Here is a 26,280-nt window from a genome sequence, read left to right as displayed (position 1 = left end):
GATGACGTACGTGCGGCGGCTGGCCGGGTTCGCGGTGGCGTGCAGGGACGGCGAGCTGCCCGAGGCGGTGCGTGCGGACGTGCCGGGCCGGGTGCTCGACGTCCTCGGCAACTGCCTGGCCGCCTACTCCGACACGACCGCCGACGCGACCGGCGACACGACCCGCGACACGGCTGAGGCCGCGGCGGTGGTGTTGCGGGGCGTGCGGCGGTGGGGCGGGGCCGGTGAGGCGAGCGTGATCGGGAGCGGCGACCGGGTGCCCGCGCCGTCGGCGGCGCTGGTCAACGGCACCTTGGCGCACGCGCTCGACTTCGACGACACCCACCTGCCGTCGGTGCTGCACCCGAGCGCCCGCGTCGTGCCGGCGGCGCTGGCCGTGGCCCAGAGCGTGCGCGCGCCCGGCGCGGAGCTGGTGGCGGCGATCGCGGCCGGGATCGAGGTGTGCGCCCGGCTCGGCATGGCGTCCTACCTGCCGCAGGAGCGTAACTCGTTGTTCTTCGAGCAGGGCCGGCATGCCACCTCCATCTGCGGCACCCTGGGCGCCGCCGTGGCCGCCGGGCTGCTGCTCGGGCTGCCGCCCGAGGGGGTGGCGCACGCGGTGGGGGTGGCCGCCTCGATGGGCGCCGGGCTGCTGGAGGCCAACCGTACGGGCGGGACCGTCAAGCCGGTGCACTGCGGGTGGGCCGCGCACGCCGGGGTGTCCGCGGCGGTGCTGGCCGCCGAGGGGCTGACGGGGCCGCCGACGGTGCTGGACCCGGCGCGGCTGGAGCTAGCCGGCCGGGTGCGGTGCGTGGCCGACGAGCGCGCCTCGCGGATCTTCCCCCGGGCGTTCGCGGCGGTGGTACGGGTGCGGCTGCGCGACGGCTCGACGCTGGAGCACCGGGTGGACTCCTCACGCGGCGGGCCCGAGCATCCGCTGTCGGCGGCGGAGCTGGAGACGAAGTTCCGCTCCAACGCGAGCCGGGCGCTGCCGCCGGGCCAGGTGAACGAGCTGGCCGAGGCGGTTCGGGAGCTGGGCTCGGGCGGCGCCGCGGACGACGTCCTGACCAGGACCGCCCTCCGCCCGTCCTGACCAGGCCCGCCCTCCGCCCGTCCTGACGAGGACCGTCCTGGCGCGCGTCAGGTGGGGCGGGTCGCGTTCAGGCCGGCTAGCAGCACGCCCAGCGCGTAGCGGAAGTTGTCGGTCACGGTGGCGCCGGCGGCGTGACGTTCGCGCAGGCCGCGTGCCATCAGCGGGAACGGGATGGTGGCGATCGCGGCGGCCTCGTCGTGTTCGCCGGGCCACGTCTGGTCCTCCACCGCGCGTCCGAGGATGAAGTGGACCAGGACGCCGGCCGCGCGGGTGGCGTCGCCGAGCGAATAGCCCGCCCGGTGCAGCACCTCGACCGTACGCTCGGCGAACTCCCCGAGCGAGCGGGCGACCCGCAGGTCCGCGCCGAGCGCGATGCGGGGGCCGTCGCGGTGGCCGAGCAGGGCGGCGTTGAGGGCGAGCCCGGCCTCCTCCAGCCACGTGAGCCAGAAGGTGTCGGGGGGCGGGAGCCGGGTGAGCACCGGTGCCACGATGGCGTCGGTCATGTGGTCGAGCAGGGCCCGCTTGCCGCTGAAGTGCCAGTACAGCGCGGGCGCCTTGACGCCGAGCTCCGTGGCCAGGCGCCGGACGGTCAGCTTGTCGAGACCGTCGGCCTCCACCAGGGCCAGGGCCGCCCGCACGGCCTCCCCGACGTCGATCGGCATCGATGTCCTCCTTGACGCCCTTAACTTGTTAAAGCCATAGTACCCCTTAACAAGTTAAGGAGGCGTTTCATGGACGCTGATGTGATCATCGTGGGCGCCGGACCCGTCGGCCTGCTCCTCGCCGCGGAGCTCCGCCTGGGCGGCGCTCACCCTCTTGTCGTGGAACGTCTGGACGAACCCGCCGAACAGACCAAGGCCCGCGGCATCGGCCCGCTGGCCACCGAAGCACTCTGGCGCCGCGGCCTCGGCCCCCAGCTCGACCAGGCACGACCCGGCGGCACGCGAGACCTCGCCCGCGACCACGGCACCACCCTCGGCCACTTCGCGAACCTCCACAAGCTCGTCCCGGACGAACGGCGGCGCGGCACCCAGATCTGGCAGCCGGAGCTGGAACGCGTCCTCACCGCCCACGCCGAGGAGCTGGGGGTACGCATCCTGCGCGGGCACCGGCTCGTCGCACTCGAACCCGACCCGGGCTCCGCGCACGCCGGCGCCGGCGACGGCGACGGGGACGGGGACGGGGACGGGGACGGGGTCACGATCGTCGTGGCCACCTCGCGGGGCGAGCGCCGGCTGCGCGCACGTTACGTGGTGGGCTGCGACGGCGGCCACAGCACGGTGCGCCAGCTCGCCGCCTTCCCCTTCCCCGGGACGCCGGCTTTGCTGCGGACGATCGCGGGCCGGGTGCGGTTCTCCGGCCCCGTCCCCGCCCCGGGCCGGTACGACACGGGCACGTTCCTGCGCGGCGGCGACATGGCGGGCGTCACCGAGCCGGCGGCGGCCGGGCACGGGCCGGGCCGGCGCGCGACGGCCGAGCACGGGCCTGACGGGCCGGTGACCGCTCGCGAGCTGGCCGCGGCGATCCGCCGCGTGACCGGGGCCGACGTCCGGATCGAGGAGATCCACGACGACCGCCGCTTCGGCGACCAGGCCCGCCAGGCCGCCACCTACCGGCTCGGCCCGGTGTTCCTGGCCGGGGACGCCGCACACGTGCACTCGCCCAGCGGCGGGCAGGGCCTCAACCTCGGGCTGATGGACGCGATGAACCTCGGCTGGAAGCTGGCCGCCGTCGTGCGGGGCGACGCCCCGCCGGCCCTGCTCGACACCTACACCCGCGAGCGGCACCCCGCGGGCGAGGCGGTGCTGCGCAACACGCGGGCCCAGTCCGCGCTGCTGGCTCCCGGCCCGCACGTCGACGCGCTGCGGGACGTCATGGACGAGGTGCTGGACCTCCCGGCGGCCAACCGGTACTTCACCGAGCTGCTGTCCGGCGTGAACCTCCGCTACGACCTCCCCTATCCCGCCCCGGCCCCGGCCGGCCGGCACTGCCCTGACCTGGAGCTTGTGATCGTCAATGACGACGACGGGCGGGACAGCGGTGATGGTGCGGTGTCACGGCTGCACGAGCACCTGCGCACCGGCCGCGGCCTGCTCCTGCTCACGCCGCGGACGCGGGACCTGGCCCGGTACGCGGCGGGCAGGGTCGAGGTCGTCACGGTGACGAACACCGAGCCGCTGCTGCTGCGTCCCGACGCCGTCATCGCCTGGCAGGCGGGCGACGAAGCGTCCCTCGCCGTCGCGCTGGACACCTGGTTCGGCCCGCCACGCTGATGCCGCACCACCACCTGGGGGCGCGTCAGGCGTCCGACCGAGCGGGCGCCGTGTCCAAGCGGGCGGGCGGGACGTCCGAGTGGGGGTGCGCAGCCTCCACTCCCGCCCGCGAAGGGAAGGCGGAGGTGCGGTGCGTCTGTGCCTGTTCGCGGCGGTCACGCAGGTGTGCGGCCAGGGCCAGGGCCCGGCGCCGGGCGGGCAGGGCGGCGGCGTGCTCGCCCGCCTCCTCGTGCGCGTGCGCGAGGCGGCGGTAGGCCAGGCACTGGACGTCGGCGGCGCCGAGCCGTTCGGCGGCGAACACGGCGCTCTCCCAGACGCGGACCCGGTCGTGGAGGTGCCCTCTGCGCCGGAGCATCTCGTCCATGGACCAGGCGATGCGCCAGGCGTCCTCGTTCCAGTCCTGGTCGGCGGTCCAGCGCAGGAGGGTCAGCAGGCAGTCGCGTTCGGTGTCGAACCAGTCCAGCGCGTCCTGCCCGGTGGCGGGCAGGGCAGGGTGGACGCCGGGCGCCGGCCGGCTCATGGTGATCGGGCGGGCCCGCGGGGCCAGGGTGATGGCGCCGTGGTGGGCGGTGTACATGTAGTGGTCGACGAGCCGTCTCAGGGCGCCGGTCGTGGAGGCGGGGCCGGCGTGCCGGAGCGTGTGCAGGCGTACCAGGTCGTGCATGCGGTAACGTCCCGGGCGGTGCTGGATCACCAGGTGGGCGGCCTCCAGCAGGCGCAGCAGCGTGCTGGTGCGCGCGGCGGGCAGCGCGGCCAGCGACGCCACGGCGGCGAGGCCGACGTCCGGCACCGGAGCGGGCGCCAGCGCCAGCAGCAGCCGCCTGGCGTCCTCACCGAGCCCCAGCCAGGACGCCTCGAAGGCGGCCCGCAACGCGGCGTCCTGCTCGGCGAGCGGCTCGCTCAGAGGGGCGGGGGGTGGTTCGGTGGGGGGCGTTTCCAGGGGCAGGTGGGGGTGGGTGGCGATGCGGGCGGCCGCCAGGCCGAGTGCCAGGGGCAGGCCGGCGCAGCGGCGCAGGAGGTCGCGTACGGCGTGCGGCCGGGTGGTGCCGATGGCGCGCACGAGCAGCCGCGACGCCTCCTGCTCGGCCAGCCCGCCCAGCGGGACCCGTGCGGCGGCCGGGACGTCAAGCTCGTGGCGGCTGGTGATCAGGACCGCGCTGGTGGGGGTGCCGGGCAGGAGCGCCCGCACGTGGCGGGTGGAGGGGGCGTCGTCGATCAGGACGAGCATGCGGCGGCCGGCCATCATGTCGCGGTAGAGCGCGGCCTGGGCCTCGGGTGCCGACGGGATGGTGCGGGGGTCGGCGCCGAGGGCGAGCAGGAGGTCGAGCACCGCCTCCTCGGCCGTCACGGGCGGGGTGACGGGGTCGTGCCCGCGCAGGTCGAGGTGGAGCAGCCCGTCCGGGAAGGATTCGGCGTCGCGGTGGGTCCAGTGCAGGGCCAGCCACGTCTTGCCGACACCACCGGGCCCCCAGATCAAGGCCGACGGCGACGCTGTCTCCGCCCCCGGCCGGGCGCCGGTCGGGGACAGGGCCTCGTCCAGGACGCCGAGCTCTGCCGCCCGCCCCACGAACAGCTCCCCGGGAAGGGACGGCAGCGGCCGGGGCGGCGGGTCCAGGGGTCCACCCGGCTTGGTTGCGACCGGGTGCGGTGCGGGCGTCCCGGGCCAGGTGTGTGTCCCCATTGAGATCTTTCGCCCCCGATCGTCCCGCTGCCGCTGGAAGATCGACTTTAGCCGCCCATCCGCCACCTAAGTGGACGAACGGGGCGATCGGGGTGAAGCAGGTTCTCCGTCAGCGATGCAGGTACGAGCCCGACGGCTCGCCGGACGTCTTGCCGTCGCGGAACGCCACCCGCCCGCCGACCACGGTGGCGACGGGCCAGCCGGTCACGCGCAGGCCCTCGAACGGGCAGTGGTCCTGTCCCGACAGCAGCAGGTCCGTGGTGACGGTCCTGGTCAGCTGCGGATCCAGGACGGTGAGGTCGGCGTCGTAGCCGATGGCCAGCGCGCCCTTGCGGCCCCACAGACCGAACGCGCGGGCCGGGTTGGCGGCGGCGACCTCGGCGATCCTGGTCAGCGGCAGGCCGCGCCGCAGGTGCCCCTCGGAGAACAGCACGGGGTACAGCAGCGCCGTGCCGCCGAAGCCGGGCCGCGCCGGCCACAGATCGTCCCCCTTGTGCTCCTCCAGGCAGCAGGCGTGGTCGGAGGCCACCCAGTCGATGCGCCCGTCGGCCACGCCCGCCCACAGCGCCTCGTTGTGCTCGCGGGTGCGGATCGGCGGGTTGACCTTCCCGCCCAGCCCTCCGCCCAGCCCTCCACCCAGCCCTCCGCTGGGCCGGGCGCGCGCGTCGAGGTCGTCGTGGTCGAGGCACAGGTGGTGCAGGGTGGTCTCGCGCCTGGCGGAGGTGCGGGCGGCCGCCTGCAACGCCTCCGCGCTGGACAGGTGCAGCAGGTTGATCTCGACGCCGGTGTGCTCGGCCAGCACGGCCGCCTCGGCGATGGCGAGCCGCTCGGTCAGGGGCGGCCGGGCCTGGCTGTAGGCGCGCAGGTTCTGGGGGCCGCCGCCGGCGCGGACGCGGTCGATGAACACGCGCATCAGCTCCGACTGCTCGCAGTGCAGGCTCAGCGACAGCCGGCGGCCGGGGTGGGCGGCCTGCGTCGCGGCCAGCTTCTCCATGATCAGGTAGAGGTGCCCGAGGTCGTACTCGTCGCCCATGGTGAAAGCCCGGGCGTCGCGGCTGTTGGCCGCCAGGTCGAAGCCCTTGTAGAACATGTAGTACTTGAACGAGGTGACGCCGTGCCCGGCCACCAGGGCGGGGATCTCCTCGATCTGCGCGGCGGTCATCGGGGCGAGGTGGAAGCCGTAGTCGGTCCACGAGCGGCCGGCGACCGCGTCCAGCACCTCGGGGAAGATCGTCTCGTACGGGCCGGTCCTGCCGAGGTAGTGCTGCCCGGTGCGGAAGTAGGACAGGACGGTCGTGGCACCGCCGACCAGGGAGGAGCGGGTCTCCTCGTACGCGTCGAGCGCGAGGTCGCGGTAGATCCCCAGGTGGAAGTGGGCGTCCACCGCGCCCGGTAAGACGACCTTCCCGGCGGCGTCGATCATCTCGCCGCCGTCGCCGAGGCCGGCCGCGTCGAGATCCTCGCCGATCGCGACGATCCGGCCGCCGGCCACGGCCACGTCGGCGCGCACCTCACCGTGGTACGGCAGGACCAGGGTCCCGCCCTTGACGAGCAGGTCATATCGCATCATGGTGCCCCTTCCGGGCCGGCGGGGTGCGGTGGTCTCCAGCAGCGCGGCCGCGCACGGCTCCGCCAGGGGCGCGGCAACGGAGGTGGTGCGCCCCTTCTCGCCGGTCGGCTCCTGCCGTACAGTCTGGATCAGCTTTTCCCGCAGCGGAACACCCCCGTTCGTAAGGACTTCTCCTCGTGCGAGCCCCGTGGGAGGCGCTGGTGCTCGGCCCGCTGCAGTTCGTGCCAGCCGTGCGGGCGCGCCGCCGGGTCCACCGCGTGATCGGGCGCTGCTACCTGCTGGCCGGGGTGCTGCCGTCGGCGCTGGCGGCGGTGCCGGTGGCGCTGCTGTCGGGCCGCCTGGTGACGCAGGTCGGCCTGACCGTGCCGGCCGTCCTGTGGCTGGTCACGGGCTGGCTGGCCTACCGGGCCGCCGTCCGCCGCGACTTCGCGCGGCACCGGGAGTGGATGATGCGCAACTACGCGCTGACGTTCCTGGCCGTCACCTCCCGGATCGTGGTGCCGCTGCTGCTGCTGTCGCAGTTGCCCTTCGGGGTGCCCGCCGGCTCGCTCCGGACGCTGGCCCCGTCCATGATCCCGGCCGGGCAGGTGCTCGGCTGGGTGATCAACCTGATCGTGGCGGAGATCCTGATCAGGCGGGGGCGATAGCCGGAACGCGGGAGTGTGCCTGGCTCCACCCCCGCTGTGCATCCAGCCGCATACCGCCGCGCCCGCGCGCTCCCTAGCGTCGGCAGCACACCCCCGACGACTCGACTGGAGCACGTCCATGACGACCGGCCCCCACCCCGCACCGCCCACGCTCACCGGCGGCGGCGCGGCACCGCCCCGCCTGTGGTTCATCGACAACCTGCGGATCCTGCTGACCTCGCTCGTGGTCCTGCACCACGTGGCCGTCGGCTACAGCGGCCTGCCGCTGTGGTACTACAACGAGCCGCCCACCAGCACGGCGGCCGGGTTCGGCCTGTCGGCGTTCCTGATGCTGAACCAGTCCTGGTTCATGGGCGCGTTCTTCCTGCTGTCGGGCTACTTCACGCCCGGCTCCTACGACCGCAAGGGCTTCGGCCCGTTCCTGCGCGAGCGGCTGGTCCGCCTGGGGATCCCGCTGGCGGTGTTCTCCTTCGCGCTCAACCCGCTCCTGCTGGTCCCCGCCTACCCGGGCGGCTCCCCGGTGGAGTTCTACCTGGCCACCATCGGGTCGGGGCCGCTGTGGTTCGTGCTGGCGCTGCTCGTCCTGGACGTGTGCTACGCCACCGTCCGCCGCCTCACCGCGCGGCGCCCGGCCGCCGTCCGGCCGCTCACCCCCGGCGCGGTGGCCGCGTTCGTGGTGGGGCTGGCCCTGGTCACGTACGCGCTGCGCGTGGTGCTCCCGGTGGGCACGCAGGTGCCGGTCATCGACTTCCCCACCATCTCCTACCTCCCGCAGTACGTCTCGTTCTTCGTCCTCGGCACCGTCGCCTACCGGCGCGGCTGGCTGCGGGCCATGAGCGGGCGGACGGGCTGGGCGGGGCTCGCCCTGGCGATCGGGTCCGCCGTGGTGTTCCTGCCGCTGGCGCTGTCCGGTGGCCTGGAGGCGTGGCTGGGCGGCGGCACCCTCAGCTCCCTGTGGTACGCGCTGTGGGACTCCTCGTTCGCGGTCGGCGTCGTGCTCGCGCTGCTGACGTTCCTGCGCCGCCGCATGGACCGGCAGGGGCCGCTGCGCCGCTACCTGTCGGCGCACGCGTTCACCGTGTACGTGATCCACGCGTTCGTGGTGACGGCCCTGGGGTACGCGCTGAGCGGCCTGGCGTGGCCGACGCCGGCGAAGGCGGCGCTGGTGGCGGTGGTGGCGCTGCCGGCCTGCTTCGCGCTGGCGGGCCCGGTCCGGCGGCTGCCCGGCGTGCGCCGCGTCCTGTGACGCTACGCCCGTAGGGAAACGGCCGTTGCGTACAATACCGATCATGCACGCCACCTCCTCTCCCCCGCCCGCGCGGGGCCGCAACCGGCGCGGCCAGGGGGAGCGGCTGCGCGGCGACATCATCGAGGCCACCTTGCGCATGCTGGACGAGCTGCGCGACGACGAGGCGCTGTCGCTGCGCGCCGTCGCCCGCGAGGTCGGCATCGCGGCCACCTCCGTCTACCTCCATTTCGCCGACCGTGACGCCCTCGTCTACGCCGCTCTGGAGCAGTGCACCCGCGACCTGCTGCGCGATTTGGAGGCGGCCGAGGCGTCCGGCGGCGACGCGGTGGCCCGGCTGCGGGCGCGCCTGCTGTTCCTGGGCTCGTGGGTGCGCGAGCACGCCGGCCTGTACAAGGTGCTGCACGAGAGCGGCCTCAACCGGCGCATGCACCTGGCGTTCAAGCAGGAGCTGGCCGAGCGGACGACCGCCGCCGTGCGGCGCTGCATGGACGAGGGGCGCGCGCCGGCCGGTGACGCCGCGGCGGTGGCGCTCGACCTGCGCGCGGCCGTGCACGGCGCGGTGTCGTTGCGGGTGAACGAGCCGGCGCTGCCGTTGCCGCCGCTGGAGGAGCAGATCGACCGGTTCCTGGTCAAGCTCGTCGGCGTCCGCCTGCCGGCCGCCTGAACGCACCCTGCGCCGGCCGCCTATGGCGCCGGCCCGGCCGCCGGAGTACAGTCACCGGCGATCAGGGAAGGGGGCCCCGCCATGACCGAGACCCGCCCGCTCCACCGCGCCGGCCCGGCCCTGGCGCAGCGGGCCCGCGACCTGCGTCCCCTCATCGAGGGCGAGGCCGGGCAGGCCGAGGCGCAGGGCAGGCTCACCGCCCACGTCGTGGACGCCCTGCACGAGGCGGGCATCTGCGGCATGTGGGTGCCGGCGCCGCTCGGCGGCGGCGAGCTGTCGCCGAAGGAGCTGCTCGCCGTGATCGAGGCGCTATCCTACGCCGACCCCTCCACCGGCTGGGTCGCGATGATCACCACGCTGGAGAACGGCGCGGCCGGCGCCTACCTCGGTGACGAGGCCGTCGAGCGCATCTTCAAGGGCCCCCGGATGCCGCTGTTCGCCGGGCAGGGCACGCGCCCCGGCAGCGCGGTCCGCGAGCGCGGCGGCTACCGCCTGACCGGCCGCTGGAGCTTCGGCTCGGGCATGCTGCACGCCCAGTACACCCACAGCCTGGCCATCGTGGAGGACACCGGCGAGCCCCGCATGTTCGTCACCCCGGTCGAGGACATCACGATGCTCGGCAACTGGGACGTCCTCGGCCTGCGCGCCACCGGCAGCATCGACTACGCCATCGACGGCGCCTTCGTGCCCGAGTCCTACACGCATCCGTTCGCCCAGTTCGAGCCGCTGCGCGGCGGCGCGCTCTACCGGCTCGGCCTGCTCGACCAGGCGCTGCTGTGCCACAGCGGGTGGGCGCTCGGCGTGGGCCGCCGCCTGCTGGACGAGCTGATCGGCCACGTGGGTGCGCGGGCGGGCCGGCCCGGCCAGCTCGCCGGCAGCGACGCCTTCCACACCGGTTTCGCCCGCGCCGAGGCGGCCTTCCGCGCCGCCGCCGCGCTGGTGCACCAGACCTGGGACGACGCCGAGCGCGTCCTGGACTCCGGTGGTCACCTCGACGTGCGCCAGGACACCCTGGTGCGGCTCGCGCTCAACCACATCACCTCGACCGTCGCCGAGACCGCCCGCTTCGTCCACGCCAGCGGCGGCACGACGGCGCTGCGCGAGGGGCCGATCCAGCGGCTGTTCCGGGACGTGCACGCGGGCATGGCGCACATCACGTCGGGCCCGGCGGTGCTGGCCGAGTGCGGGCGCGAGCTGGCGGGCCTGGCGCCGGGCCACGCCTGGGTGGCCCTCGGCCTGGAGCCCTGACACCTCTCTGGTTGAACGATCGCATCGTGGTCAATACAAACGTTTAGAATTTTGAACGTGCGACCAATCTCCGAAGAGGACCTCACCACCCGCGCCCGCATCCGCGACGCGGCCATGACCCTGTTCGCCGAGCAGGGCGTCAAAGCCACCACCATCCGCGGCATCGCCGAGGCGGCCAAGGTCTCCCCCGGCCTGGTCCAGCACCACTTCGGCACCAAGGAAGCGCTGCGGCTGGCCTGCGACGAGTACGTCCTGACCTACATCCGGGCCCAGGTCGGCGCCGGCGTCACCGACGGCAACCTGGAGAACCCCGAGTTCATCGGCACCGTGCACCGCACCGCGCCGCCCCTGATGAAGTACCTCGGCCGCGCCCTCGTGGAGGGCTCGCCCGCCGCCGCCGGCATGTTCGACGACCTCGTCGCGATCACGGAGCAGCACCTGGCGGGCGACGACCCCCGCGAAGAGAGCGACCACCGGGCCCGCGCCACCGTCCTGACCGCGATGAAGCTCGGCCTGACCGTGCTGCACGAGCACGTCTCCCGCGCCCTCGGCACCGACCTGTACGGCCCCGACGGCGCCGTACGCGTCGGCAAGGCCCAGCTCGACCTGATCAGGCCCGAGTTCCTCGGCCGGGAGCTGTTCGAGCAGGCCCGCACCGGCCTGGAGAAGTTCGAGCGGCAACGATGACCGCCGCCGTCCACACCGCCGGCCCGGTCAAGACCTTCGGCCGCACCCGCGCCCCGGATGGCTGCCTGTTCCTGGCCGTGGACCTGCTCGCGGGTTCCGGCCGGCGGACGGGATCGTGCTGGAGCTGTCCCCGTTCGTGCACGTCCCCGCACTGCCGCTGACGGGACAGCCGCTGTGCCCGCGCTGGCCCTCACCTGGCGGCGGCGGGCCTGGTGTTCCTGGGCCGCCGCGACCTCGCCCCCTCGGCCTGAGCCCGCCCGGAATAGGGCGGGCGGGGCGGCTGTTCACCCCGTCAGGTTTAAGTTTGAACTTCTGACGGAGGGAATTTCTGATGGCCATCGCATTCATGCTCGCCATGAGCCTCATCGTGGGAGGCTTCCTCACCGGCACGATGGTCGCCCTCGTGCTGCACGGCATCCGCGACCGCCAGTGGCCGGTCCTGTGGCGGCGGCGCGTCACCTACCGCGGCTTCGTCCCCCGCTGACCCGCGGGCGCGGGCGGCCAGCCGGCCGGCGAAGGCGAGGACGAGGTCACGCAGCTCGCCCGGCCGCTCGATGACGAACGGCCGATCCAGCGCCGCCAGCACTCCGGGCAGCCAGTCCAGCCGCTCGGCCCGCAACTCCACCCGCAGCCACCCCTCACCCGCCGCCTCGCCACCCGCCGCATCGCCACCCCCGGGAATCTCCGCCACGGTGGCGATGCCGGCGGGCAGCCGGGCCCGAACCTGCTCGACCGTCCCCTGAACGCGCAGGCTCACCTCATACCGGTAGGCCGCCGCCGCGAACCCCTCCACCACCCGCCGCGCCGGATCCACCCCCGCCGGCGCCTCGAACGAGCCCGGCAGCGCCCGCGCGTCCTCGACCCGGTCGAGCCGGAACGTCCGGCTCTCCCCGACGCCCGGATCCTCCCCCGTGACATACCAGCGGCCCGCATGGCTGACGATCCCGTACGGATGCAACGTCCGCTCACTGCGCCGCCCGCCCCGATCGGTGTACCGGATCACGACCGGCCGGCGATGGCGCACCGCGTCGGCGACCGCGAGCAGCACCCCGCCATCAGGAACGTCCGGCCCGCCCGGCCGCTCGGTGAAGGCGACGGACTCCAGCAACGCCTCCAGCCGGGAGGCCAGCCGCCCCGGAAGCACCCGCCGGATCTTCGCCGCCGCCGTCTCGCTCGCGGTGTCCGCCACCGGCCGGCGCGCCATCAGCCCGAGCAGCACGGCCAGCGCCTCGTCGTCGTCGAGCATCAGCGGCGGCAAGCGGTAACCGCGCGCCAGGCGATACCCGCCATAACGCCCCCGCACCGACTCCACCGGGATGCCGAGGTCGATCAGCTGCCCGACGTACCGCCGCACCGTCCGTCCCTCGACCCCGAGCCGGTCGGCCAGCTCCGCCATCGTCCGGGTGCCACCCGACTGCAGCAGCTCCAGCAGGGTGAGCACACGGCCGGTCGGCGCAGACATGCCGACCAGCCTATGTCCCCTACTGGACGGAACCTGTCCGCTTGCAGCCCTGCGGCGGGGAAGCCGGCTTCCCGGTCCAGCCCGACTCCGGGCCGCGGGCCTGGTAGCCCATCACCTGGCCCTTGGTCGCCCCCAGCGCGGTGCGGGCCGCGTACGAGACGTGCGCGAGCGTCGCCCCTGTCGCCGGGTCGAGGATCAGCCGGTAGGAGACCGGCAGCTCCTTGCGCGGCTTGCCGGAGTACACCACAGAGCCGCCCTCCCCGCCGAGATCCACCGAGATGCCTTTCCTGCCCAGCGGGTCGGTCACCGTGCCCACGACCTTGGTGCCCGGCAGGGCGGCCAGGACGCGGATGAGCGCGGCGCGCTGCGCCGGGCTGAGCGGCATGCTCAGCAGGTTCGCGGTGGTGGGCAGGAACGTTGCGAAAGGCTGCGTGAAGCCGCGCGCGTTCCAGATCGCGTGGTACGCGCGCAGCCGCTCGATCAGCCTGTCCGGGTCGGTGGGGATCGCCGCCAGATCTGCCATGGTGAACGTGCTGACCGTCGCGTCCGGATAGGTTCCCGTGGGGTCCACGCCCATGGTGTACCTGCAGCCTGCGCCGCGCCCGATGCAGCCGTACGAAGAAGGCCGCCTTGCTGCAGCCGACCACCTCGGCCGCCTCCGCGGCGGACAGGCCGTGCCAGGTGGTCAGGGTCAGGATCTCCTTGTCGGCGTCGGACAGGCCGGCCAGGGCGCGCAGGACGGCGACGCGCTCGACGGCGTGCTCACCCGCGTCCGCGATGGCCTGTTCGGTCCACGTCCGCAGCTCGGCTTCCAGGGACTCGCGCCGGGCGGCCTGCCGGTAGGTGTCGCGCAGGATGTTGCGGGCGACGCGCAGCAGCCAGGGCAGCTGGGCGCCGGCGGGAATGTCGTCCAGGCGCCGCCAGGCCACCAGGAAGGTCTCGCTGACCACTTCCTCCGCGAGCTGGTGTCCGGCGCGGCTCGCCGCATAGCCGTACACCCTCGCCTGGTAGGTGGTGTAGAGCGCGGTGAAGCGCTCATGGGGGTTCGGCAAGCTGATGTCCTTCGATCGGGGCATGCGTTCGCAGAGCATGTGGTCCGCGGGACGACTTTCTTACACCCCGATCTCGTACGCTCAGCACCCCTGGTGCGGTGCCTGGAAGCCGCCGATCCGCTGCTCCAGCAGCTCGGCCAGCCGCAGCGGCGTGCGGTCCTCGAACATCGGGCCGATGAGCTGCACCCCCACCGGCAGCCCCTCCGGGGAGCGGCCCGCCGGAACGGCGGTGGCGGGCAGGCCGGGCATGGTGGCCAGACCGGCCCACACGAGCTGGTCGAAGTACGCGAACGTGACGCCGTCGATGTCGATGCGCCGCTCCATCGGGTTGGGGTGGTGGTCGTGCGGGAACGCGGGCGTCGGCGTGATCGGGCACACCACGGCGTCGAACTCGGCGAACAGCCGCCGCCAGCCGTGGCGGTGCACCTCGCGCCGCTGATTGGCCTCCATCCAGTCGCGGTGGCTGAACAGCATGGCGCGCAGCCGCACGGCGTCGAGGCTCCGGTCGTCCGCGTCCAGCCCGGCGACGCGGGCCCGCAGCTGCTCGTGCGCCTCGACGGGGAAACGCGCGACCGCGCCCGAGATCAGCAGCTGCATGTAGAGCGTCGCCGCCTCGGCCAGATCGGGCAGCAGCGCGCTGTGCCGTTCGACGCGGGCGCCGGCCTCGGCGAGCGCGCCGGCCACCCGGTTCACGCCCGCCCGCACGGCCGCCCCGGTCGCGATGAGCGGATGCTCGTCCAGGACCAGCACCCGGAAGTCGCCCAGCCGCTCGTGGCGCGCGGGCGGCAGCCGCACCTCGTACGCCTTGCCGAGCGTCAGCGGATCCGGCCCGGCCATGACGTCCAGCAGGAGCGTGAGGTCACGGGCGGTGCGTGCCATCGGGCCGACCACGGCCAGGTCGGGCTCGATCGGCAACGGCGGGGCCGGCGGCGCGGCCATGCCGCGCGTCGCCGCCAGCCCGAGCGTCGGCTTGTGCGCGTGGACGCCGCAGAAGTGCGCGGGGGTACGCAGCGAACCGGCGAGGTCGGAGCCGATGGACAACGCGCCGAACCCGCACGCCAGCGCCGCCGCCGACCCGCCGGACGACCCGCCCGGCGTGCGAGCGAGATCCCACGGGTTGCCGGTGGTGCCGTAGATGTCGTTGAAGCTCTGGATGTCCTGCAACCCCAGCGGCACGTTGGTCTTGCCGAGCACCACCGCGCCCGCGGCCTTGAGCCGCGCCACCTGCACCGCGTCCTCGGCCGGCACGTGGTCGCGGTACGCCGGCATGCCCCAGGTCGTGGGCAGCCCGGCGACGTCGTACGACTCCTTGACCGTCACCGGGATGCCGAGCAGCGGCCGGTCCTCGCCCCGGGCCCGCGCCCGGTCGGCGTCGCGGGCGGCGGCCCGCGCCCGGTCGAAGTCCGGCACGCAGATCGCGTTGACCGCCTTGTCGTCGCGCTCGATCCGGGCGATCGCCGCGTCGGTCAGCTCCGCCGAGCTCACTTCGCCGGCGCGCATTGCGGCAGCGAGCTCTTCTGCCGATTGAAAACTGTCTTCCATGAAGGCGACTGTAATGGTTGTCGACGGAATCCCGTCTCGTGTGAATCACCGGCTACGCCGCCCCCAAATCAAGAAAACTCCAGGTCAGAATGTCGACTCGTGGGCGAGGGCATGAAATTCCGTCGCACGCAACGAGACAGATGTCTCCCTTTCTCTCGGCCGCGAGCCATAATGCGCGCGGATTGTCCAGCAGAAAAGGCCACTCATTCTGGATTTGTGACGGGCCGCCACACCAGGGCGCGCCGCGATCCGTCGGGAGCCTCCGCCCAGCCGGTGATCTCGCCTTGCGCGTTGATGGCGTTGGCCATCGTGGCGGTGCCGGTCGCCGGGCCGGGCAGGCGCCGCATGCCGGCCCCGGCGCTCCAGATGAAGCCGCCCGCGAGCACGCCGTCCGCGCCGAACGCCGACTGGCCGACGATGTCGCCGTCGCCGTTGATCGCCTCGGCCTGGCTCCACTGGCCGCCGAGCGTGCCGAGCTCGGTGATGACGCCGTCGTCCCACAGGAAGATCTGACAAAGTAGCTGAGCCACCCGAGAGCACAGGAGATCATTCCCCGATGCGATACCTGGTTTCCGTCATCGACGACAAGGACAACCCCGGCAGCACCGACCGCCAGCCCGCCATCAGCGCCTTCAACGAGCAGCTCATCGCCGACGGCCACTGGGTCTTCGCCGGGGGCCTCGCCGACACGGGTACCGCCACCGTCGTCGACAACCGCGGCGAGCAACCCGTCCTCACCGACGGCCCCTTCATCGAGTCCAAGGAATACCTCGCCGGCATCTGGGTGTGGGAGGCCCCCGACCTCGACACGGCGCTCAAGCTCGCCGCCGAAGCGTCCAAGGTCTGCGACCGGAAGATCGAAGTACGCCCGTTCCACCAACAATGATCACCAGCCGCATAACCTGAACCCATGGTGCGCTACGCGATCGGCCTGCCCAACGTCGGCGAATTCGCCGACCCCGCCCTCCTCACCGAGCTCGCCGTCACCGCCGAAGAACACGGCTGGGACGGCGTCTACCTGTGGGACCACCTCCTCTACCACGACCCCGCCTGGCCCGTCGCCAACCCCACCGTCACCCTGTCCGCCATCGCCGCCCGCACCCACCGCGTCCGCCTCGGCATCCTCATGACCGCGCTCCCCCGCCGCCGCGTCCAGACCGTCGCCAAGGAGAGCGCCACCCTCGACCGGCTCTCCCAGGGGCGCCTCACCTTCGGCGCCGGCCTCGGCTCCCTCGACGCCGAATACACCGACTTCGGCGAGGACGCCGACCTCAAGGCCCGCGCCGCCAAGCTCGACCACGGCCTCGACCAGCTCACCCGGCTCTGGCAACGCCTCCACCCCACCCCCGTCCAGCAACCCCGCATCCCCATCTGGTGCCCCGGACGCTGGCCCACCCGCGCCGGCTTCCGCCGCGCCGCCCGCTGGGACGGCGCCATGCCCACCTTCCACGAGTACGGACGCGACCGCCCCGTCCCTCCATCCGAGTTCGCCCGGGTCGTCGACTACCTCGCCGAGCAACGCGGCACCCTCGACGGCTACGACATCGCCCTCGAAGGACGCGCCACCGACGGCCACCTCGACGCCTACACCGCCGCCGGCCTGACCTGGTGGATCGAAGCCCTCGGCTGGTGGCGCGGCGGCATCCCCGACGCCCGCGCCACCATCACCGCCGGCCCACCCCGCTGACCCATCCCCACAATCCCGGGCAAACCCCCCACCAGGCCGAACGCTCCCCGCGTGGCACCCCCGCACCCTCACTCCGCCCCGCTAAGGTGCCACGCGGGCCGACCACCAAAGGGGGACACCATGCTCGACCACACCACCCAGGCCGACACCCTCGACCTCGACCTCGCCGCCAACGGCGTCGTCGGCGTCATCATCACCTGGGCCGACAACAACGGCATCCCACGTTCCCGCACCGTCCCCATCGACCAATTCACCGCCGCCACCCGGCGCGGCATCGGCATCACCCCCCTCTTCGCCGTCTTCGACTCCCACGACACCATCACCTTCGACCACCCCCCGCTGGCCACCCCCTCAGGCGACATCCGCCTCCTGCCCATCACCGACCGCATCGTCCAGCTCGCCGGACAACCCGCCTTCGCCTGGGCCCCCGGCCGGCAGATCGCCCCCGACGGCACCCCCTGGCCCTACGACCAGCGCACCGCCCTCGAACGCCAGCTCGCCCGGGCCGCCGACCTCGGCATCACCCTGCGCGCCGGCTACGAGATCGAATTCCACCTCAGCGCCGCCGACGACCCCCACGACGACCCCCGCCCCGTCTACGATGGCCCCTCCTACGGCCCCACCAAGATGCTCGCCGTCGACGCCTTCGCCGAACAGCTCCTGCGCGACCTCAACCGCAACGGCGTCCCCATCGGGCAGCTCCACGGCGAGTACGGCCCCGGCCAGTACGAGCTCAACATCGCCCCCACCGACCCGCTCACCGCCGCCGACCACCAGCTCCTCACCCGGCAGACCATCCACGCCGCCGCCCGCCATCACGGCCTGCGCGCCAGCTTCGCTCCCCTCGTCACCCCCGGCCACGTCGGCAACGGCTGGCACCTGCACACCTCGCCCAGCCACAACGGCGCCAACCTCCTGTCCGGCGGCGACGGGCCCGCCGGCCTCACCCCCCAAGGCGCCGCCTACCTCGCCGGCCTCCTGCGCGACCTGCCCGCCATCACGGCCATCACCGCCCCCAGCCTCTCCTCACTCCAGCGCCTCCGCCCCGGCTACTGGTCCGGCGCCTACACCTGCTGGGGCATCGAGAACCGCGAAGCCGCGCTCCGCCTCATCCCCTCCACCCCGCTCCTCGGCCCCGACCACGCCAACATCGAGCTCAAACCCTCCGACGCCGCCGCCAACCCCTACCTCGCGCTCACCGCCGTCATCGCCGCGGGGCTCTCCGGCATCGAAGACCGCCTCACACCTCCCGGCCCCATCCAGGAGGACCCCGCGACCTGGACCGACCAGCAGCGCGCCGACCACGGCATCCACCGCCTGCCCACCACCGTCCAGCAGCAGCTACGCGCGCTCCACGACAACCCTCGCATCCGCGCCGCGCTCGGCGACGACCTCGCCGACGCCTTCCGGGCCGTCCGCACCTCCGACGCCGACCGCGCCGCCGACCTCGACGCCGCCGCCGTCATCCGCGCCTACCGCTGGCTCTACTGAGCCTTCAGCCCCACCCCGCACGCCGCGCTCACCACGCCCGACGGCGGCTGCGCCCGCCACGACGGTGTCGGCACCACGCCCGGTGGCACCAGCTCCAGCCCCTCGAAGAAGCCCGCCACCTGCTCAGGCGTGCGCAGCGTGTAGGGGAAGGCGGCCCGCCGGTTGTAGGCATCCACCGCCTCCACCAGCGCCGGATTCACCGACACCCCGTCCGACAGCGCCAGCGCGCCCCCCACCGGCAAGGCCGCCACGAACCGCCGCACCAGCCCTGCCGCCACCCCGTAGTCCGGCACCTGACCCGCGATGCTCAACATGATCAACGCGACCGGCCGCGAGAAGTCCAGCGTCCGGGCCGCCCCCGCCAGCACCCCTTCCGGATCCCGCACGTCGGCCTGCAGATAGTCGGTCGCCCCCTCCGCCGACCCCGACAACAACGACCGCGCGTGCACCAGCACCAGCGGATCGTTGTCCACGTAGACCACCCGCGACTCCGGCGCCAGCCGCTGCGCCACCTCGTGCGTGTTGTCGGCCGTGGGCAGGCCCGACCCCAGATCGAGGAACTGCCTGATCCCTGCCTCCGTCACCAGGTAGCCGACCACCCGGCGCAGGAAGTCCCGCTGCAACCGCGCCACCTGCGCGAACTCCGGGAACGTGCGCAGCAGCTCGTCGCCGGCCTGGCGGTCCACGGGGAAGTTGTCGGTGCCGCCGAGCAGGTAGTTCCAGACCCGGGCCGAATGCGGTCTCGTCCGATCGATGCGGGGCTCGCCGTCCATGCCAAGAGCGTAGGCGATCATTCGAGGAGCAGATCCAGCAACGCGTTCACCGCCGGGGTCGCCGTGCGCAGGCACGCGTACGTGGTGCGGGTGATCTCAATCGTGGAGATCGGGCGCAGCACGACCCCGGCCGGCACCCCCACCACCGTGGCGACCAGTTCCGGCACCAGCGCCACTCCCAGCCCTTCCCGCACCATCCGCAGGACGAGCGCGTAGTCGTCGGCCGTGTGCACCACGTTCGGCCGGAAGCCCGCCAGCGCGCAGGCCCGATCCAGCATCTCGTGGTCGCTGGTGCCCTCCGAGCCGGCGATCCAGGGCTCCTCGCGCAGCACCCCCAGGTCCACCCCACTGCCCGCCGCCTGGTGGCCGGCGGGCAGGGCCATCAGCATGGGCTCCACGCCCAGGAACCGGCGGGACACCCCGGGCGGCGCCTCCTCCGGGATCAGGCTGTAGGTGAACGCCACCGCCAGGTCGCACCGGCCGGCCCGCAGCGCCTCGACGGCCTCGCGCGGCTCCAGCTCGTGCACGATCACCCGCAGCTCCGGATGGCGGGCCCTGGCGGTGGCGATCGCGGGCAGCAGGCGCGCGACGGCCGCCGTGGCGAAACAGGCCACCCTGACCGGCCCGCGCGGGGTGGCGGCCGAGCGCAGATCCTCCTCGGCGGCGTCGAGCGCGTCGAGGACGACCCGCGCGTGCCCCACGAGCCGCCACCCCTCGGCGGTCAGCCGGACCCGCCGCCCCGCCCGCTCGAACAGCGGCACCCCGGCCTCCCGCTCCAGGACGGCGAGGTGCTGCGACACGGCGGACGAGGTCAGGCCCAGCACCTCGGCGACGGCCGTCATCGTGCCGTGCTCGGCGAACTCGCACAGCAGGCGCAACCTGACCGGATCCAGCATCAAGCACATCTTATAGATCCGTGCAGGAACGCTAAGTGGACGTTGCCGAACAGCTCGGGCGACACTGTCGATCCACCACCACCCGACCAGGAGGAGGACCACCATGCTCACCGTCGTCGAAGTGCCCCAGTGGCAGGGGTCGGCCTCGCCCACGGCGCCCCGGCTCGTCGAAGGCGCCGCCCGGCTGGCCGCCATGATCCCCGCGGACGCGCACATCCGGGTCGAGACCGGCGCCACCCTCGCCGAGACCGCCGATCGCGTCCGCCGGGCGCTCCCCCAGAACGGCTTCGTCGTCACGGTCGGCGGCGACTGCGGCGTGGAGCTGGAGCCGATCACGGCCGCGCTGCGCCGGCACGGCGACCGGCTGCACGTCGCCTGGTTCGACGCCCACGGCGACATGAACACCCCCGACACCTCCCCGTCGGGCGCCTTCCACGGCATGATCCTGCGCACGCTGCAGGGCGAGGGCCCGGCCGACCTCGTCCGCTCCCCGGCGCTGCGCCCGTCCCGGATCGCGCTGGCCGGCACCCGCTCGCTGGATCCCGCCGAGTCCGAGCACATCCGCCGCGCGGGCATCGGCGGCCTGGACACCATCGGCCCGGGCGCCGTCGTCTACGTGCACGTGGACCTCGACGTCCTGGACGGCATCACCTCGGTCGGCTACCCGGAGCCGGACGGCCTGTCCGCGCAGGCGCTGGCCGAGGCGGTCGCGGAGCTGGCCGCCCGGCACCCGATCGCCGGGCTGGGCATCACCGAGTACGCGCCTGCCGACCCGCGCGACCAGGAGTTGCTGGAGCGGCTGGTCCCTTCGCTGGTCCGGCTGTGCACAGCGCCCCAGTAAGGTCAACACTTGTTGGCCAACAAGTGTTGACACACTTCGGACGGGGTGATTGAGTGGTGCCAACAGACGTTGACGTGAAGGGAAGGCGACATGGCCGAGGTGATCGTCGTAGGAGCGGGCCCCACCGGGCTGCTGCTCGCGGGGGACCTGGCGGAGTCGGGCGCGGCCGTCACGGTCCTGGAGCGCCGCGACGGCAAGGTCTCCAATCTCTCCCGCGCGTTCGGCGTGCACGCCCGCACCCTGGAGGAGCTGGACGCGCGCGGCCTCGCCGACCCGCTCATCCCCATGGGAGCCATCCTGAGCAAGGTACGGCTGTTCGAGCGGGTGGAGGTGGACCTCGCCGGGCTGGCCAGCCGCTTCCCGTACCTGCTCATCACCCCGCAGTACAACGTCGAGCACCTGCTGCTGGAGCGGGCGCTCAAGGCGGGCGCCGAGATCGTGTACGACGCCGAGGTGACCGGCCTGACCCAGGACGGCACCGGCGTCACCGTCACCACCACGGCGGGCGAGCACCGCGCCGCCTACGCCGTGGGCGCCGACGGCTACCACAGCGCCGTGCGCCAGGCCCTCGGCCTGCCCTTCCCCGGCAAGTCGGTGCTCAAGTCCATCATGCTCGCCGACGTCAAGGTCGCCGAGGAGCCCGCCGGGATGCTGACCGTCAACGGGGTCGGCGACGCGTTCGCGTTCGTCGCCCCGTTCGGCGACGGCTACTACCGGGTCTTCGCCTGGGACCGCCGGCACGTCGTCCCCGACGACGCGCCCCTCGGCATGGACGAACTGCGCGAGGTCACCCGCCGCGCCCTGGGCACCGACTTCGGCATGCATGACCCCCGCTGGATGTCGCGCTTCCACAGCGACGAGCGGCAGGTGCCCGACTACCGCACCGGCCGCGTCCTGCTCGCCGGCGACGCCGCCCACGTCCACTCCCCTGCCGGCGGCCAGGGCATGAACACCGGCCTCCAGGACGCGGCCAACCTGAGCTGGAAGCTCGCCGCCGTGCTGCGCGGCGCGCCCGACGCGCTGCTCGACACCTACCAGGCCGAACGCCACCCCGTCGGCCGCTCCGTGCTGCGCAGCAGCGGCGCCCTCATCAGGGCCGCCATGATCGAGTCCGCCGCCGGGCGGGCCCTGCGCGGGTTCGCCGCCCGCCAGGCGCTGTCCGTCCCCAGGATCCGCGAGAAGATCACCGGCCAGCTCACCGGCATCGGCTACACCTACCCCGCGCCCGACGGCGCCCACGAGCTGGTCGGCACCCGCGCCGCCGACGTCCCGCTCGCCGGCGGCGGCCGGCTGTACGAGGCGCTGCGCGGCGGGCGTTTCGTCCTGCTCGGCGACGCCGACGTCACCGGCTGGGACGACCGCGTCCGCGTGGCCACCTCCACGGGGTTCGCCGCCCCTCTCGTGCTCGTGCGTCCCGACGGGTACGTCGGCTGGGCCGGCGCCGGCCCGGCGGGGCTGCGCCGCACCCTGGCCGAGCTCGCCGGGCCGCCGGCGCAGACACCGCACCCGTGATCCGCTAGCCCGCGGGCAAAGGGGTAGTGTTCGCGTCAGGAAAGGTCCGGAGGCGTGGCCGCGACCGATCACCTGCACAGGTGAGGTGAGTGAGCCATGGCTTACATCTCGAGCCTGCTGACACACGGCCACTGGAGCGTCCTGCGCGTCGCCGGCACGGTCGACGACCGGCGGGTGCCGGCACTGCGAGCCCAGCTCGACGACGCCGTCGACACCCGTCCGCGCGTGGCCGTCGACCTGACCGGCTGCCGGCTGACCGGCACCCGCTGGATGAGCGTCCTGCTCGGGGCGGCCCGCCGCGCGCACGAGCGCGGCCACCTGTTCGCCGTCGTCAGCCCCCGGCCGCACGCCGCGCGCCTGTGCCTGCCGGTTCTGGCGAGGGGCGGGCGGCTGCTGCTGTGCGAGTCCACCGAGCAGCTGCCGAAGCTGGAGCCCGCCGAGCGCCGCTAACCGGACGACTGCTGTGAAACCGGTGGGAACCGGCCGAGGGTGTCCGACGTCCAACCAGAGCTAGCGTTCGCGCCGAGCACCCGCGCCGGCCGCGCGGCGGTGCCGGCGTCGTAGTCCGACCTGTTCGCCTTCGACCGACGACGCCAGTCAGCCCTCGTTCACCCGCCACGGCGGTGCTTCGCCGTGCGCGCGAACGGCAGGCGGCTGACCGCGAGGACCCCAGGGACCCCGAGAGGATCAGGTGACGCCCATGACTTCCGGCCGACCGTACGAGGAACGTCCCCGCCACCGGCGACTGCTCAAGCTCGCCACCATCGCGATCGTCGCCACCGGCGGCCTCGCGGTGACCGTCTCGGCCTCCGCCGCCACCCTGACACCGGTGCCGCCGGCCACCGAGACCCCCACCCCGGCCGAACCACCGGCCGAAACCCCGACCCCGACCACCTCTCCTGCCCCGGCCGAGCTGCCGCCCATCAACCCGTGGGGGTTCGTGGGTGCGATGCACGGCGAGTTCGCGGTGGCCACCAAGGACGGATGCGGCACCGTCACGCTGCTCACCCAGACCGGCCAGGTGAGCGCCCTGTCCGACGGCTCCATCACCGTACGCAGCCAGGACGGGTTCGAGCAGACGTACACCATCGACGAGTCCACCCGCGAGCCCCGCGTGCGGGGGCGCGACGGCGAGGACAGCGGAATCGAGCAGGACGACTGGGTGGCGGTGATCGCCACCAGCACCGCCGGCGGGACCGCCACCGCCACTCCTACCGCTGTTCCCAGCGAGACCGCCCCCACCGCTACCGCCGTTCCCAGCGCCACCCCCACCGCCACCCCCACCGCCACCTCCACCGGCGCTGCCGCCGACGGCCAGACCGCCACGGCGGCTTATCTCCTGGACCTGTCGCAGCCCGCCCGGCTGTACCCGCAGGGCAAGAACGGCTGGAAACGCGCCAAGCAGTGGTGGGCGATCGTCCCGAACTGGCAGACCCCGACGCCATGCCCCACCCCGACCCAGACGGTCACCCCGCTGCCGACCGACCCCACCCCGGAGCCCCCGACCGAGACGCCCACGGACACGCCCACGGAGACCCCGACCGAAACGCCGACCGAAACCCCCACGGACACGCCCACCGAGACACCGACCGAGACGCCCACGGACACGCCGGCCTCCTGATCACGAACCGGCCTGTGGGAGGGGCGCGCCGGATCCTGCGAGGCGAAGCGTCACAGGGTCCCGCGTCGACCCGGAGACGCGGGGATCACGCCGCGGACGCCTGCACCGGAGCCCGGTCCGACGGGTTGAGCGCGAGGAACACGATCCCGGCCGCGGCGGCGCCGATCAGCTCGGCCACCAGCCACACCCAGATCCGCGTCCAGTCGAACAGCCCGATCGACGCCGCCCCGATCGCGACCGCCGGGTTGAAGGCCCCGCCCGAGACCCCGCCGACCGTGAACGCCCCGGCCGCCACCGTGAACCCGATGGCCAGCCCGTAGAAGCTGTTGCCCGGGTGGTCCTTGCTCGTGGCCGCGTTGAGCACCACGTACGCCAGCGCGAACGTGAACAGCGCCTCGGCCACGAGCGCCACCCACACCCCGCGCCCGGACGGCGAGACGGCCCGCACCGCGGCCGGGTTGATCACGTACGCGGCGACCATGGCCGCGACGACCCCGCCGGCCACCTGCGCGACCCAGTACGGCAGCGCGTCGGCCAGCGTGATCCGGCCGCGCAGTAACACGGCCAGCGTGACCGCCGGGTTGTAGTGGCCGCCGGAGATGTGGCCGCCGGCGTACACCATGACCATCAGGATCGCCCCGATGGCCACCGGCGCCAGCGGCGCGCCCGTGAGTGCCGTGACGCCGACGGTGAAGACGAGGAAGAACGTTCCAATGAACTCTGTGATGTAACTGCGCACCGTGTCCTCCCACCTGAGGGGTTTCGCATCGTGCCCTCCCAACGTGGGGCGGCACGGCGGGGTTCAACGGGGCGGGCCACTCTGACGTCCAGCGGGTCAGAGCGCGCGCAGCTCGGCGATGGCCTCCTCCAGCGTGGCCCGCAGCTCCAGGACGCGGTCGAGGCCGCGCTGCCGGAACAGCGCCCGCATCAGGTCCCCCGTCGCGCACACCAGCGCCCGGCCGCCCGCCGCCTGGGCGTGCCGGTGCGTCGCCAGCAGCACGGTCAGCCCGTACGAGTCGGCCGAGGTCAGCGCGGCCAGGTCGATCGCGACCCGGGGCCGCGCCCGCGCGAGCGCGGCCTGCAGCAGGTGGCAGGTGTCCATGTCGAGGTCACCGCCGACGGTGACCACGCTGACGCGGGCATCGACCTCGGTCTCGGTGATCCGCAGGCGTCCGGCCGTCATGAGCCGCCTCCCCGCACCCGCAGGCGTCCGGCCGTCATGAGCCGCCTCGCCACACCGGCAGGCGTCCGGTCATGGGCCACCGCGCCGGTGCCGGCGCCGTCACGGCGCGGTCAGGGCCGCGTCGAGGGCGGCGCCGGGCCGTTCCCGCCACGGCCGTTCCCGCCACGCCTCCCGCGGCAGCGCGTGCACCAGCGGCGCGTTGGGGCCGAGCGGGCGGCGGACCGGGTCGCCGATGCGGACGCCCCCTTCGGTGACGTCCCCGCCGGCCGGCGGGATCTCGGGACGGGGCCCGGGCGGCTCGGCGTACGTGACGGCGCTCATCTCACCTCGAAGCAGTCTCGGGAAGCCCCCCATGATCTCATGCGACGGGAGTGAGCGACGGGCGCTTGGCCGCCCGCCCGTCGCCGGAGGAGCGCCCGCGCAGCCGCCGGGCGATCCACGGCCCCGCGAACGTCGCCAGCCAGCGCGCCTCGGCCGCCGCCGCCCGCCAGACGCCGGGCGGGGGCAGCGCGGGCAGCGGCGCCATCCACGTGTCGTCGCTGCCGGGCAGCCCGAGCGCGTGCGCCACGCCGGCCGCGAACCTGGCGTGCCCCATCGGGCTGGCGTGCAGCCGGTCCACGCTCCACATGCGGGCGTCGGTCACGTACTCCAGCGGGTACGTGTCCACGAGCGTCACCCCGTGCCGGGCGGCGGCCTTCCTGACGCGTTCGTTGAAGTCGAGCACGCGCGGCACGAGCGGCCGGGCCAGCGGCGCGATCCTGCCGATGTCGGGGAACGTCACGGTCACCACCTGGGCGCCCGCGCCCGTCAGCGCCTCGAACATCTCCTCCAGCACCCCGGCCACCCGCGCCGCGTCGAACCCGGGGCGGATGACGTCGTTCATGCCCGCCATGACGGTGGCCAGGTCGGGCCGCAGCTCCAGCGCCGCCCCGAGCTGCTCGTCGCGGATGCGCGCCGCCGTCCGGCCGCGCACGGCGAGGTTGGCGTACAGCAGGCCGGGGTTGGCGGCGGCCAGGTGCTCGGCGAGCCGGTCGGCCCAGCCCCGGTGGCCCACGACGTCGTCGCCGTCGCCGAGCCCTTCGGTCTGGCTGTCGCCCAGCGCGACGTAACGCGTGTACGTCATGACACC

Annotated in this window: 27 protein-coding genes and 1 pseudogene; 14 read left to right on the top strand and 14 right to left on the bottom strand. The window is 73.8% G+C overall.

The features are described 5' to 3' along the window. The first annotated feature begins 1 nt into the window (after position 1). Entirely contained in the window at positions 2-1,072 is a 1,071-nt protein-coding gene (locus tag HCN51_RS26695; protein WP_206067879.1) for an MmgE/PrpD family protein, read from the top strand. A gap of 47 nt (positions 1,073-1,119) precedes the next feature. Here the strand turns inward: HCN51_RS26695 and HCN51_RS26690 are convergent, their stop codons facing one another. Beyond that, positions 1,120-1,734 (bottom strand): TetR/AcrR family transcriptional regulator C-terminal domain-containing protein, encoded by a 615-nt coding sequence (locus HCN51_RS26690; RefSeq protein ID WP_168012733.1) that lies wholly within the window; start codon positions 1,732-1,734, stop codon positions 1,120-1,122. Between the two features lie 69 nt (positions 1,735-1,803). On the opposite strand from HCN51_RS26690, the gene HCN51_RS26685 reads away from it, so the two are divergent. Continuing rightward, the gene (locus tag HCN51_RS26685; RefSeq protein WP_168012731.1) at positions 1,804-3,345 is read left to right on the top strand and encodes an FAD-dependent monooxygenase; all 1,542 of its coding nucleotides are present in this window, start codon (positions 1,804-1,806) and stop codon (positions 3,343-3,345) included. Positions 3,346-3,370: 25 nt separating this feature from the next. On the opposite strand, the gene HCN51_RS26680 is transcribed toward HCN51_RS26685, so the two are convergent. Both HCN51_RS26680 and HCN51_RS26675 read right to left on the bottom strand, forming a co-directional pair. Continuing rightward, entirely contained in the window at positions 3,371-4,912 is a 1,542-nt protein-coding gene (locus tag HCN51_RS26680) for a hypothetical protein (RefSeq protein WP_168012729.1), read from the bottom strand. Positions 4,913-5,135: 223 nt separating this feature from the next. Beyond that, positions 5,136-6,596 (bottom strand): dihydroorotase, encoded by a 1,461-nt coding sequence (locus tag HCN51_RS26675; protein ID WP_168012727.1) that lies wholly within the window; start codon positions 6,594-6,596, stop codon positions 5,136-5,138. Positions 6,597-6,772: 176 nt separating this feature from the next. Here HCN51_RS26675 and HCN51_RS26670 point away from each other — a divergent pair, with 176 nt between their 5' ends. From HCN51_RS26670 to HCN51_RS26650, 5 genes are all read left to right on the top strand, one after another. Next, positions 6,773-7,243 (top strand): DUF2306 domain-containing protein, encoded by a 471-nt coding sequence (locus HCN51_RS26670; protein WP_168012725.1) that lies wholly within the window; start codon positions 6,773-6,775, stop codon positions 7,241-7,243. 118 nt (positions 7,244-7,361) lie between these two features. After that, a complete protein-coding gene (locus HCN51_RS26665) occupies positions 7,362-8,489 on the top strand; it encodes an acyltransferase family protein (protein WP_168012723.1) in 1,128 nt (375 codons plus the stop codon). A 43-nt stretch (positions 8,490-8,532) separates the two neighbouring features. Beyond that, positions 8,533-9,156, top strand: coding sequence for a TetR/AcrR family transcriptional regulator (locus HCN51_RS26660; protein WP_168012721.1), 624 nt, complete (start codon positions 8,533-8,535; stop codon positions 9,154-9,156). 81 nt (positions 9,157-9,237) lie between these two features. Further along, entirely contained in the window at positions 9,238-10,404 is a 1,167-nt protein-coding gene (locus HCN51_RS26655) for an acyl-CoA dehydrogenase family protein (RefSeq protein ID WP_168012719.1), read from the top strand. Between the two features lie 57 nt (positions 10,405-10,461). Continuing rightward, positions 10,462-11,091 carry a TetR family transcriptional regulator gene (locus tag HCN51_RS26650; protein WP_168012717.1) on the top strand — a complete coding sequence of 210 codons (630 nt, stop codon included), beginning with the start codon at positions 10,462-10,464 and terminating at the stop codon, positions 11,089-11,091. 298 nt (positions 11,092-11,389) lie between these two features. Here the strand turns inward: HCN51_RS26650 and HCN51_RS61495 are convergent, their stop codons facing one another. The 5 genes and pseudogenes from HCN51_RS61495 to HCN51_RS26625 form a co-directional block, all read right to left on the bottom strand. Next, positions 11,390-12,553, bottom strand: a complete 1,164-nt coding sequence (locus tag HCN51_RS61495) for a helix-turn-helix transcriptional regulator (protein WP_168012715.1) — start codon at positions 12,551-12,553, stop codon at positions 11,390-11,392. Positions 12,554-12,572: 19 nt separating this feature from the next. Beyond that, positions 12,573-13,124 carry a hypothetical protein gene (locus HCN51_RS26640; RefSeq protein ID WP_168012691.1) on the bottom strand — a complete coding sequence of 184 codons (552 nt, stop codon included), beginning with the start codon at positions 13,122-13,124 and terminating at the stop codon, positions 12,573-12,575. Between the two features lie 22 nt (positions 13,125-13,146). Next, a pseudogene (locus HCN51_RS26635) lies at positions 13,147-13,629 on the bottom strand (RNA polymerase sigma factor); the annotation flags it as partial. 57 nt (positions 13,630-13,686) lie between these two features. Then, entirely contained in the window at positions 13,687-15,147 is a 1,461-nt protein-coding gene (locus HCN51_RS26630) for an amidase (RefSeq protein WP_168012713.1), read from the bottom strand. A 203-nt stretch (positions 15,148-15,350) separates the two neighbouring features. Continuing rightward, a complete protein-coding gene (locus HCN51_RS26625; protein WP_168012711.1) occupies positions 15,351-15,677 on the bottom strand; it encodes a hypothetical protein in 327 nt (108 codons plus the stop codon). Positions 15,678-15,703: 26 nt separating this feature from the next. On the opposite strand from HCN51_RS26625, the gene HCN51_RS26620 reads away from it, so the two are divergent. The 3 genes from HCN51_RS26620 (at position 15,704) to HCN51_RS26610 (ending at position 18,325) form a co-directional block, all read left to right on the top strand. Beyond that, the gene (locus tag HCN51_RS26620) at positions 15,704-16,033 is read left to right on the top strand and encodes a YciI family protein (RefSeq protein ID WP_080038256.1); all 330 of its coding nucleotides are present in this window, start codon (positions 15,704-15,706) and stop codon (positions 16,031-16,033) included. Positions 16,034-16,057: 24 nt separating this feature from the next. Further along, a complete protein-coding gene (locus HCN51_RS26615; protein ID WP_168012709.1) occupies positions 16,058-16,834 on the top strand; it encodes an LLM class flavin-dependent oxidoreductase in 777 nt (258 codons plus the stop codon). Between the two features lie 120 nt (positions 16,835-16,954). Further along, on the top strand, positions 16,955-18,325 hold the full coding sequence (locus HCN51_RS26610) for a glutamine synthetase family protein (protein WP_168012707.1): 1,371 nt from the start codon (positions 16,955-16,957) through the stop codon (positions 18,323-18,325). Here HCN51_RS26610 and HCN51_RS26605 read toward each other — a convergent pair. Then, entirely contained in the window at positions 18,319-19,098 is a 780-nt protein-coding gene (locus HCN51_RS26605) for an SAM-dependent methyltransferase (RefSeq protein ID WP_168012705.1), read from the bottom strand. The genes HCN51_RS26610 and HCN51_RS26605 overlap by 7 nt on opposite strands. Positions 19,099-19,115: 17 nt before the next feature. Then, positions 19,116-19,994 (bottom strand): LysR family transcriptional regulator, encoded by an 879-nt coding sequence (locus HCN51_RS26600; RefSeq protein ID WP_168012703.1) that lies wholly within the window; start codon positions 19,992-19,994, stop codon positions 19,116-19,118. 103 nt (positions 19,995-20,097) lie between these two features. Here HCN51_RS26600 and HCN51_RS26595 point away from each other — a divergent pair, with 103 nt between their 5' ends. From HCN51_RS26595 to HCN51_RS58215, 4 genes are all read left to right on the top strand, one after another. Further along, positions 20,098-20,835 (top strand): arginase family protein, encoded by a 738-nt coding sequence (locus tag HCN51_RS26595; RefSeq protein ID WP_206067876.1) that lies wholly within the window; start codon positions 20,098-20,100, stop codon positions 20,833-20,835. A 90-nt stretch (positions 20,836-20,925) separates the two neighbouring features. Further along, the gene (locus tag HCN51_RS26590) at positions 20,926-22,347 is read left to right on the top strand and encodes an FAD-dependent monooxygenase (RefSeq protein ID WP_168012701.1); all 1,422 of its coding nucleotides are present in this window, start codon (positions 20,926-20,928) and stop codon (positions 22,345-22,347) included. Between the two features lie 96 nt (positions 22,348-22,443). Then, entirely contained in the window at positions 22,444-22,797 is a 354-nt protein-coding gene (locus HCN51_RS26585; protein ID WP_168012699.1) for an STAS domain-containing protein, read from the top strand. A 250-nt stretch (positions 22,798-23,047) separates the two neighbouring features. Continuing rightward, entirely contained in the window at positions 23,048-23,968 is a 921-nt protein-coding gene (locus HCN51_RS58215) for a hypothetical protein (RefSeq protein ID WP_206067875.1), read from the top strand. A gap of 85 nt (positions 23,969-24,053) precedes the next feature. On the opposite strand, the gene HCN51_RS26575 is transcribed toward HCN51_RS58215, so the two are convergent. The 4 genes from HCN51_RS26575 to HCN51_RS26560 form a co-directional block, all read right to left on the bottom strand. After that, positions 24,054-24,707, bottom strand: a complete 654-nt coding sequence (locus HCN51_RS26575; RefSeq protein ID WP_168012697.1) for an aquaporin — start codon at positions 24,705-24,707, stop codon at positions 24,054-24,056. Between the two features lie 96 nt (positions 24,708-24,803). Next, on the bottom strand, positions 24,804-25,151 hold the full coding sequence (locus tag HCN51_RS26570) for an STAS domain-containing protein (protein WP_168012695.1): 348 nt from the start codon (positions 25,149-25,151) through the stop codon (positions 24,804-24,806). A gap of 99 nt (positions 25,152-25,250) precedes the next feature. Then, positions 25,251-25,472 (bottom strand): hypothetical protein, encoded by a 222-nt coding sequence (locus HCN51_RS26565; protein ID WP_168012693.1) that lies wholly within the window; start codon positions 25,470-25,472, stop codon positions 25,251-25,253. A 37-nt stretch (positions 25,473-25,509) separates the two neighbouring features. Next, positions 25,510-26,274: an SGNH/GDSL hydrolase family protein gene (locus HCN51_RS26560; protein WP_168013031.1), complete on the bottom strand. Its 765-nt coding sequence runs from the start codon at positions 26,272-26,274 to the stop codon at positions 25,510-25,512. Between the last annotated feature and the right edge of the window lie 6 nt (positions 26,275-26,280).

It is taken from the genome of Nonomuraea composti, from assembly GCF_012034275.1.
Classification (GTDB): Bacteria; Actinomycetota; Actinomycetes; order Streptosporangiales; family Streptosporangiaceae; genus Nonomuraea; species Nonomuraea composti.
The sequence above is the reverse complement of the archived record's forward strand: the minus strand, read 5'-3'. Positions and strand labels throughout refer to the sequence as shown.

Coding starts and splice junctions, on each gene's coding strand:
- HCN51_RS26695 (WP_206067879.1), top strand. CDS start 2: ATGACGTACGTGCGGCGGCTGGCCGGGTTCGCGGTGGCGTGCAGGGAC.
- HCN51_RS26690 (WP_168012733.1), bottom strand. CDS start 1,734: ATGCCGATCGACGTCGGGGAGGCCGTGCGGGCGGCCCTGGCCCTGGTG.
- HCN51_RS26685 (WP_168012731.1), top strand. CDS start 1,804: ATGGACGCTGATGTGATCATCGTGGGCGCCGGACCCGTCGGCCTGCTC.
- HCN51_RS26675 (WP_168012727.1), bottom strand. CDS start 6,596: ATGATGCGATATGACCTGCTCGTCAAGGGCGGGACCCTGGTCCTGCCG.
- HCN51_RS26665 (WP_168012723.1), top strand. CDS start 7,362: ATGACGACCGGCCCCCACCCCGCACCGCCCACGCTCACCGGCGGCGGC.
- HCN51_RS26660 (WP_168012721.1), top strand. CDS start 8,533: ATGCACGCCACCTCCTCTCCCCCGCCCGCGCGGGGCCGCAACCGGCGC.
- HCN51_RS26655 (WP_168012719.1), top strand. CDS start 9,238: ATGACCGAGACCCGCCCGCTCCACCGCGCCGGCCCGGCCCTGGCGCAG.
- HCN51_RS61495 (WP_168012715.1), bottom strand. CDS start 12,553: ATGTCTGCGCCGACCGGCCGTGTGCTCACCCTGCTGGAGCTGCTGCAG.
- HCN51_RS26630 (WP_168012713.1), bottom strand. CDS start 15,147: ATGGAAGACAGTTTTCAATCGGCAGAAGAGCTCGCTGCCGCAATGCGC.
- HCN51_RS26620 (WP_080038256.1), top strand. CDS start 15,704: ATGCGATACCTGGTTTCCGTCATCGACGACAAGGACAACCCCGGCAGC.
- HCN51_RS26615 (WP_168012709.1), top strand. CDS start 16,058: ATGGTGCGCTACGCGATCGGCCTGCCCAACGTCGGCGAATTCGCCGAC.
- HCN51_RS26610 (WP_168012707.1), top strand. CDS start 16,955: ATGCTCGACCACACCACCCAGGCCGACACCCTCGACCTCGACCTCGCC.
- HCN51_RS26605 (WP_168012705.1), bottom strand. CDS start 19,098: ATGGACGGCGAGCCCCGCATCGATCGGACGAGACCGCATTCGGCCCGG.
- HCN51_RS26600 (WP_168012703.1), bottom strand. CDS start 19,994: ATGCTGGATCCGGTCAGGTTGCGCCTGCTGTGCGAGTTCGCCGAGCAC.
- HCN51_RS26595 (WP_206067876.1), top strand. CDS start 20,098: ATGCTCACCGTCGTCGAAGTGCCCCAGTGGCAGGGGTCGGCCTCGCCC.
- HCN51_RS26590 (WP_168012701.1), top strand. CDS start 20,926: ATGGCCGAGGTGATCGTCGTAGGAGCGGGCCCCACCGGGCTGCTGCTC.
- HCN51_RS26585 (WP_168012699.1), top strand. CDS start 22,444: ATGGCTTACATCTCGAGCCTGCTGACACACGGCCACTGGAGCGTCCTG.
- HCN51_RS58215 (WP_206067875.1), top strand. CDS start 23,048: ATGACTTCCGGCCGACCGTACGAGGAACGTCCCCGCCACCGGCGACTG.
- HCN51_RS26570 (WP_168012695.1), bottom strand. CDS start 25,151: ATGACGGCCGGACGCCTGCGGATCACCGAGACCGAGGTCGATGCCCGC.
- HCN51_RS26565 (WP_168012693.1), bottom strand. CDS start 25,472: ATGAGCGCCGTCACGTACGCCGAGCCGCCCGGGCCCCGTCCCGAGATC.
- HCN51_RS26560 (WP_168013031.1), bottom strand. CDS start 26,274: ATGACGTACACGCGTTACGTCGCGCTGGGCGACAGCCAGACCGAAGGG.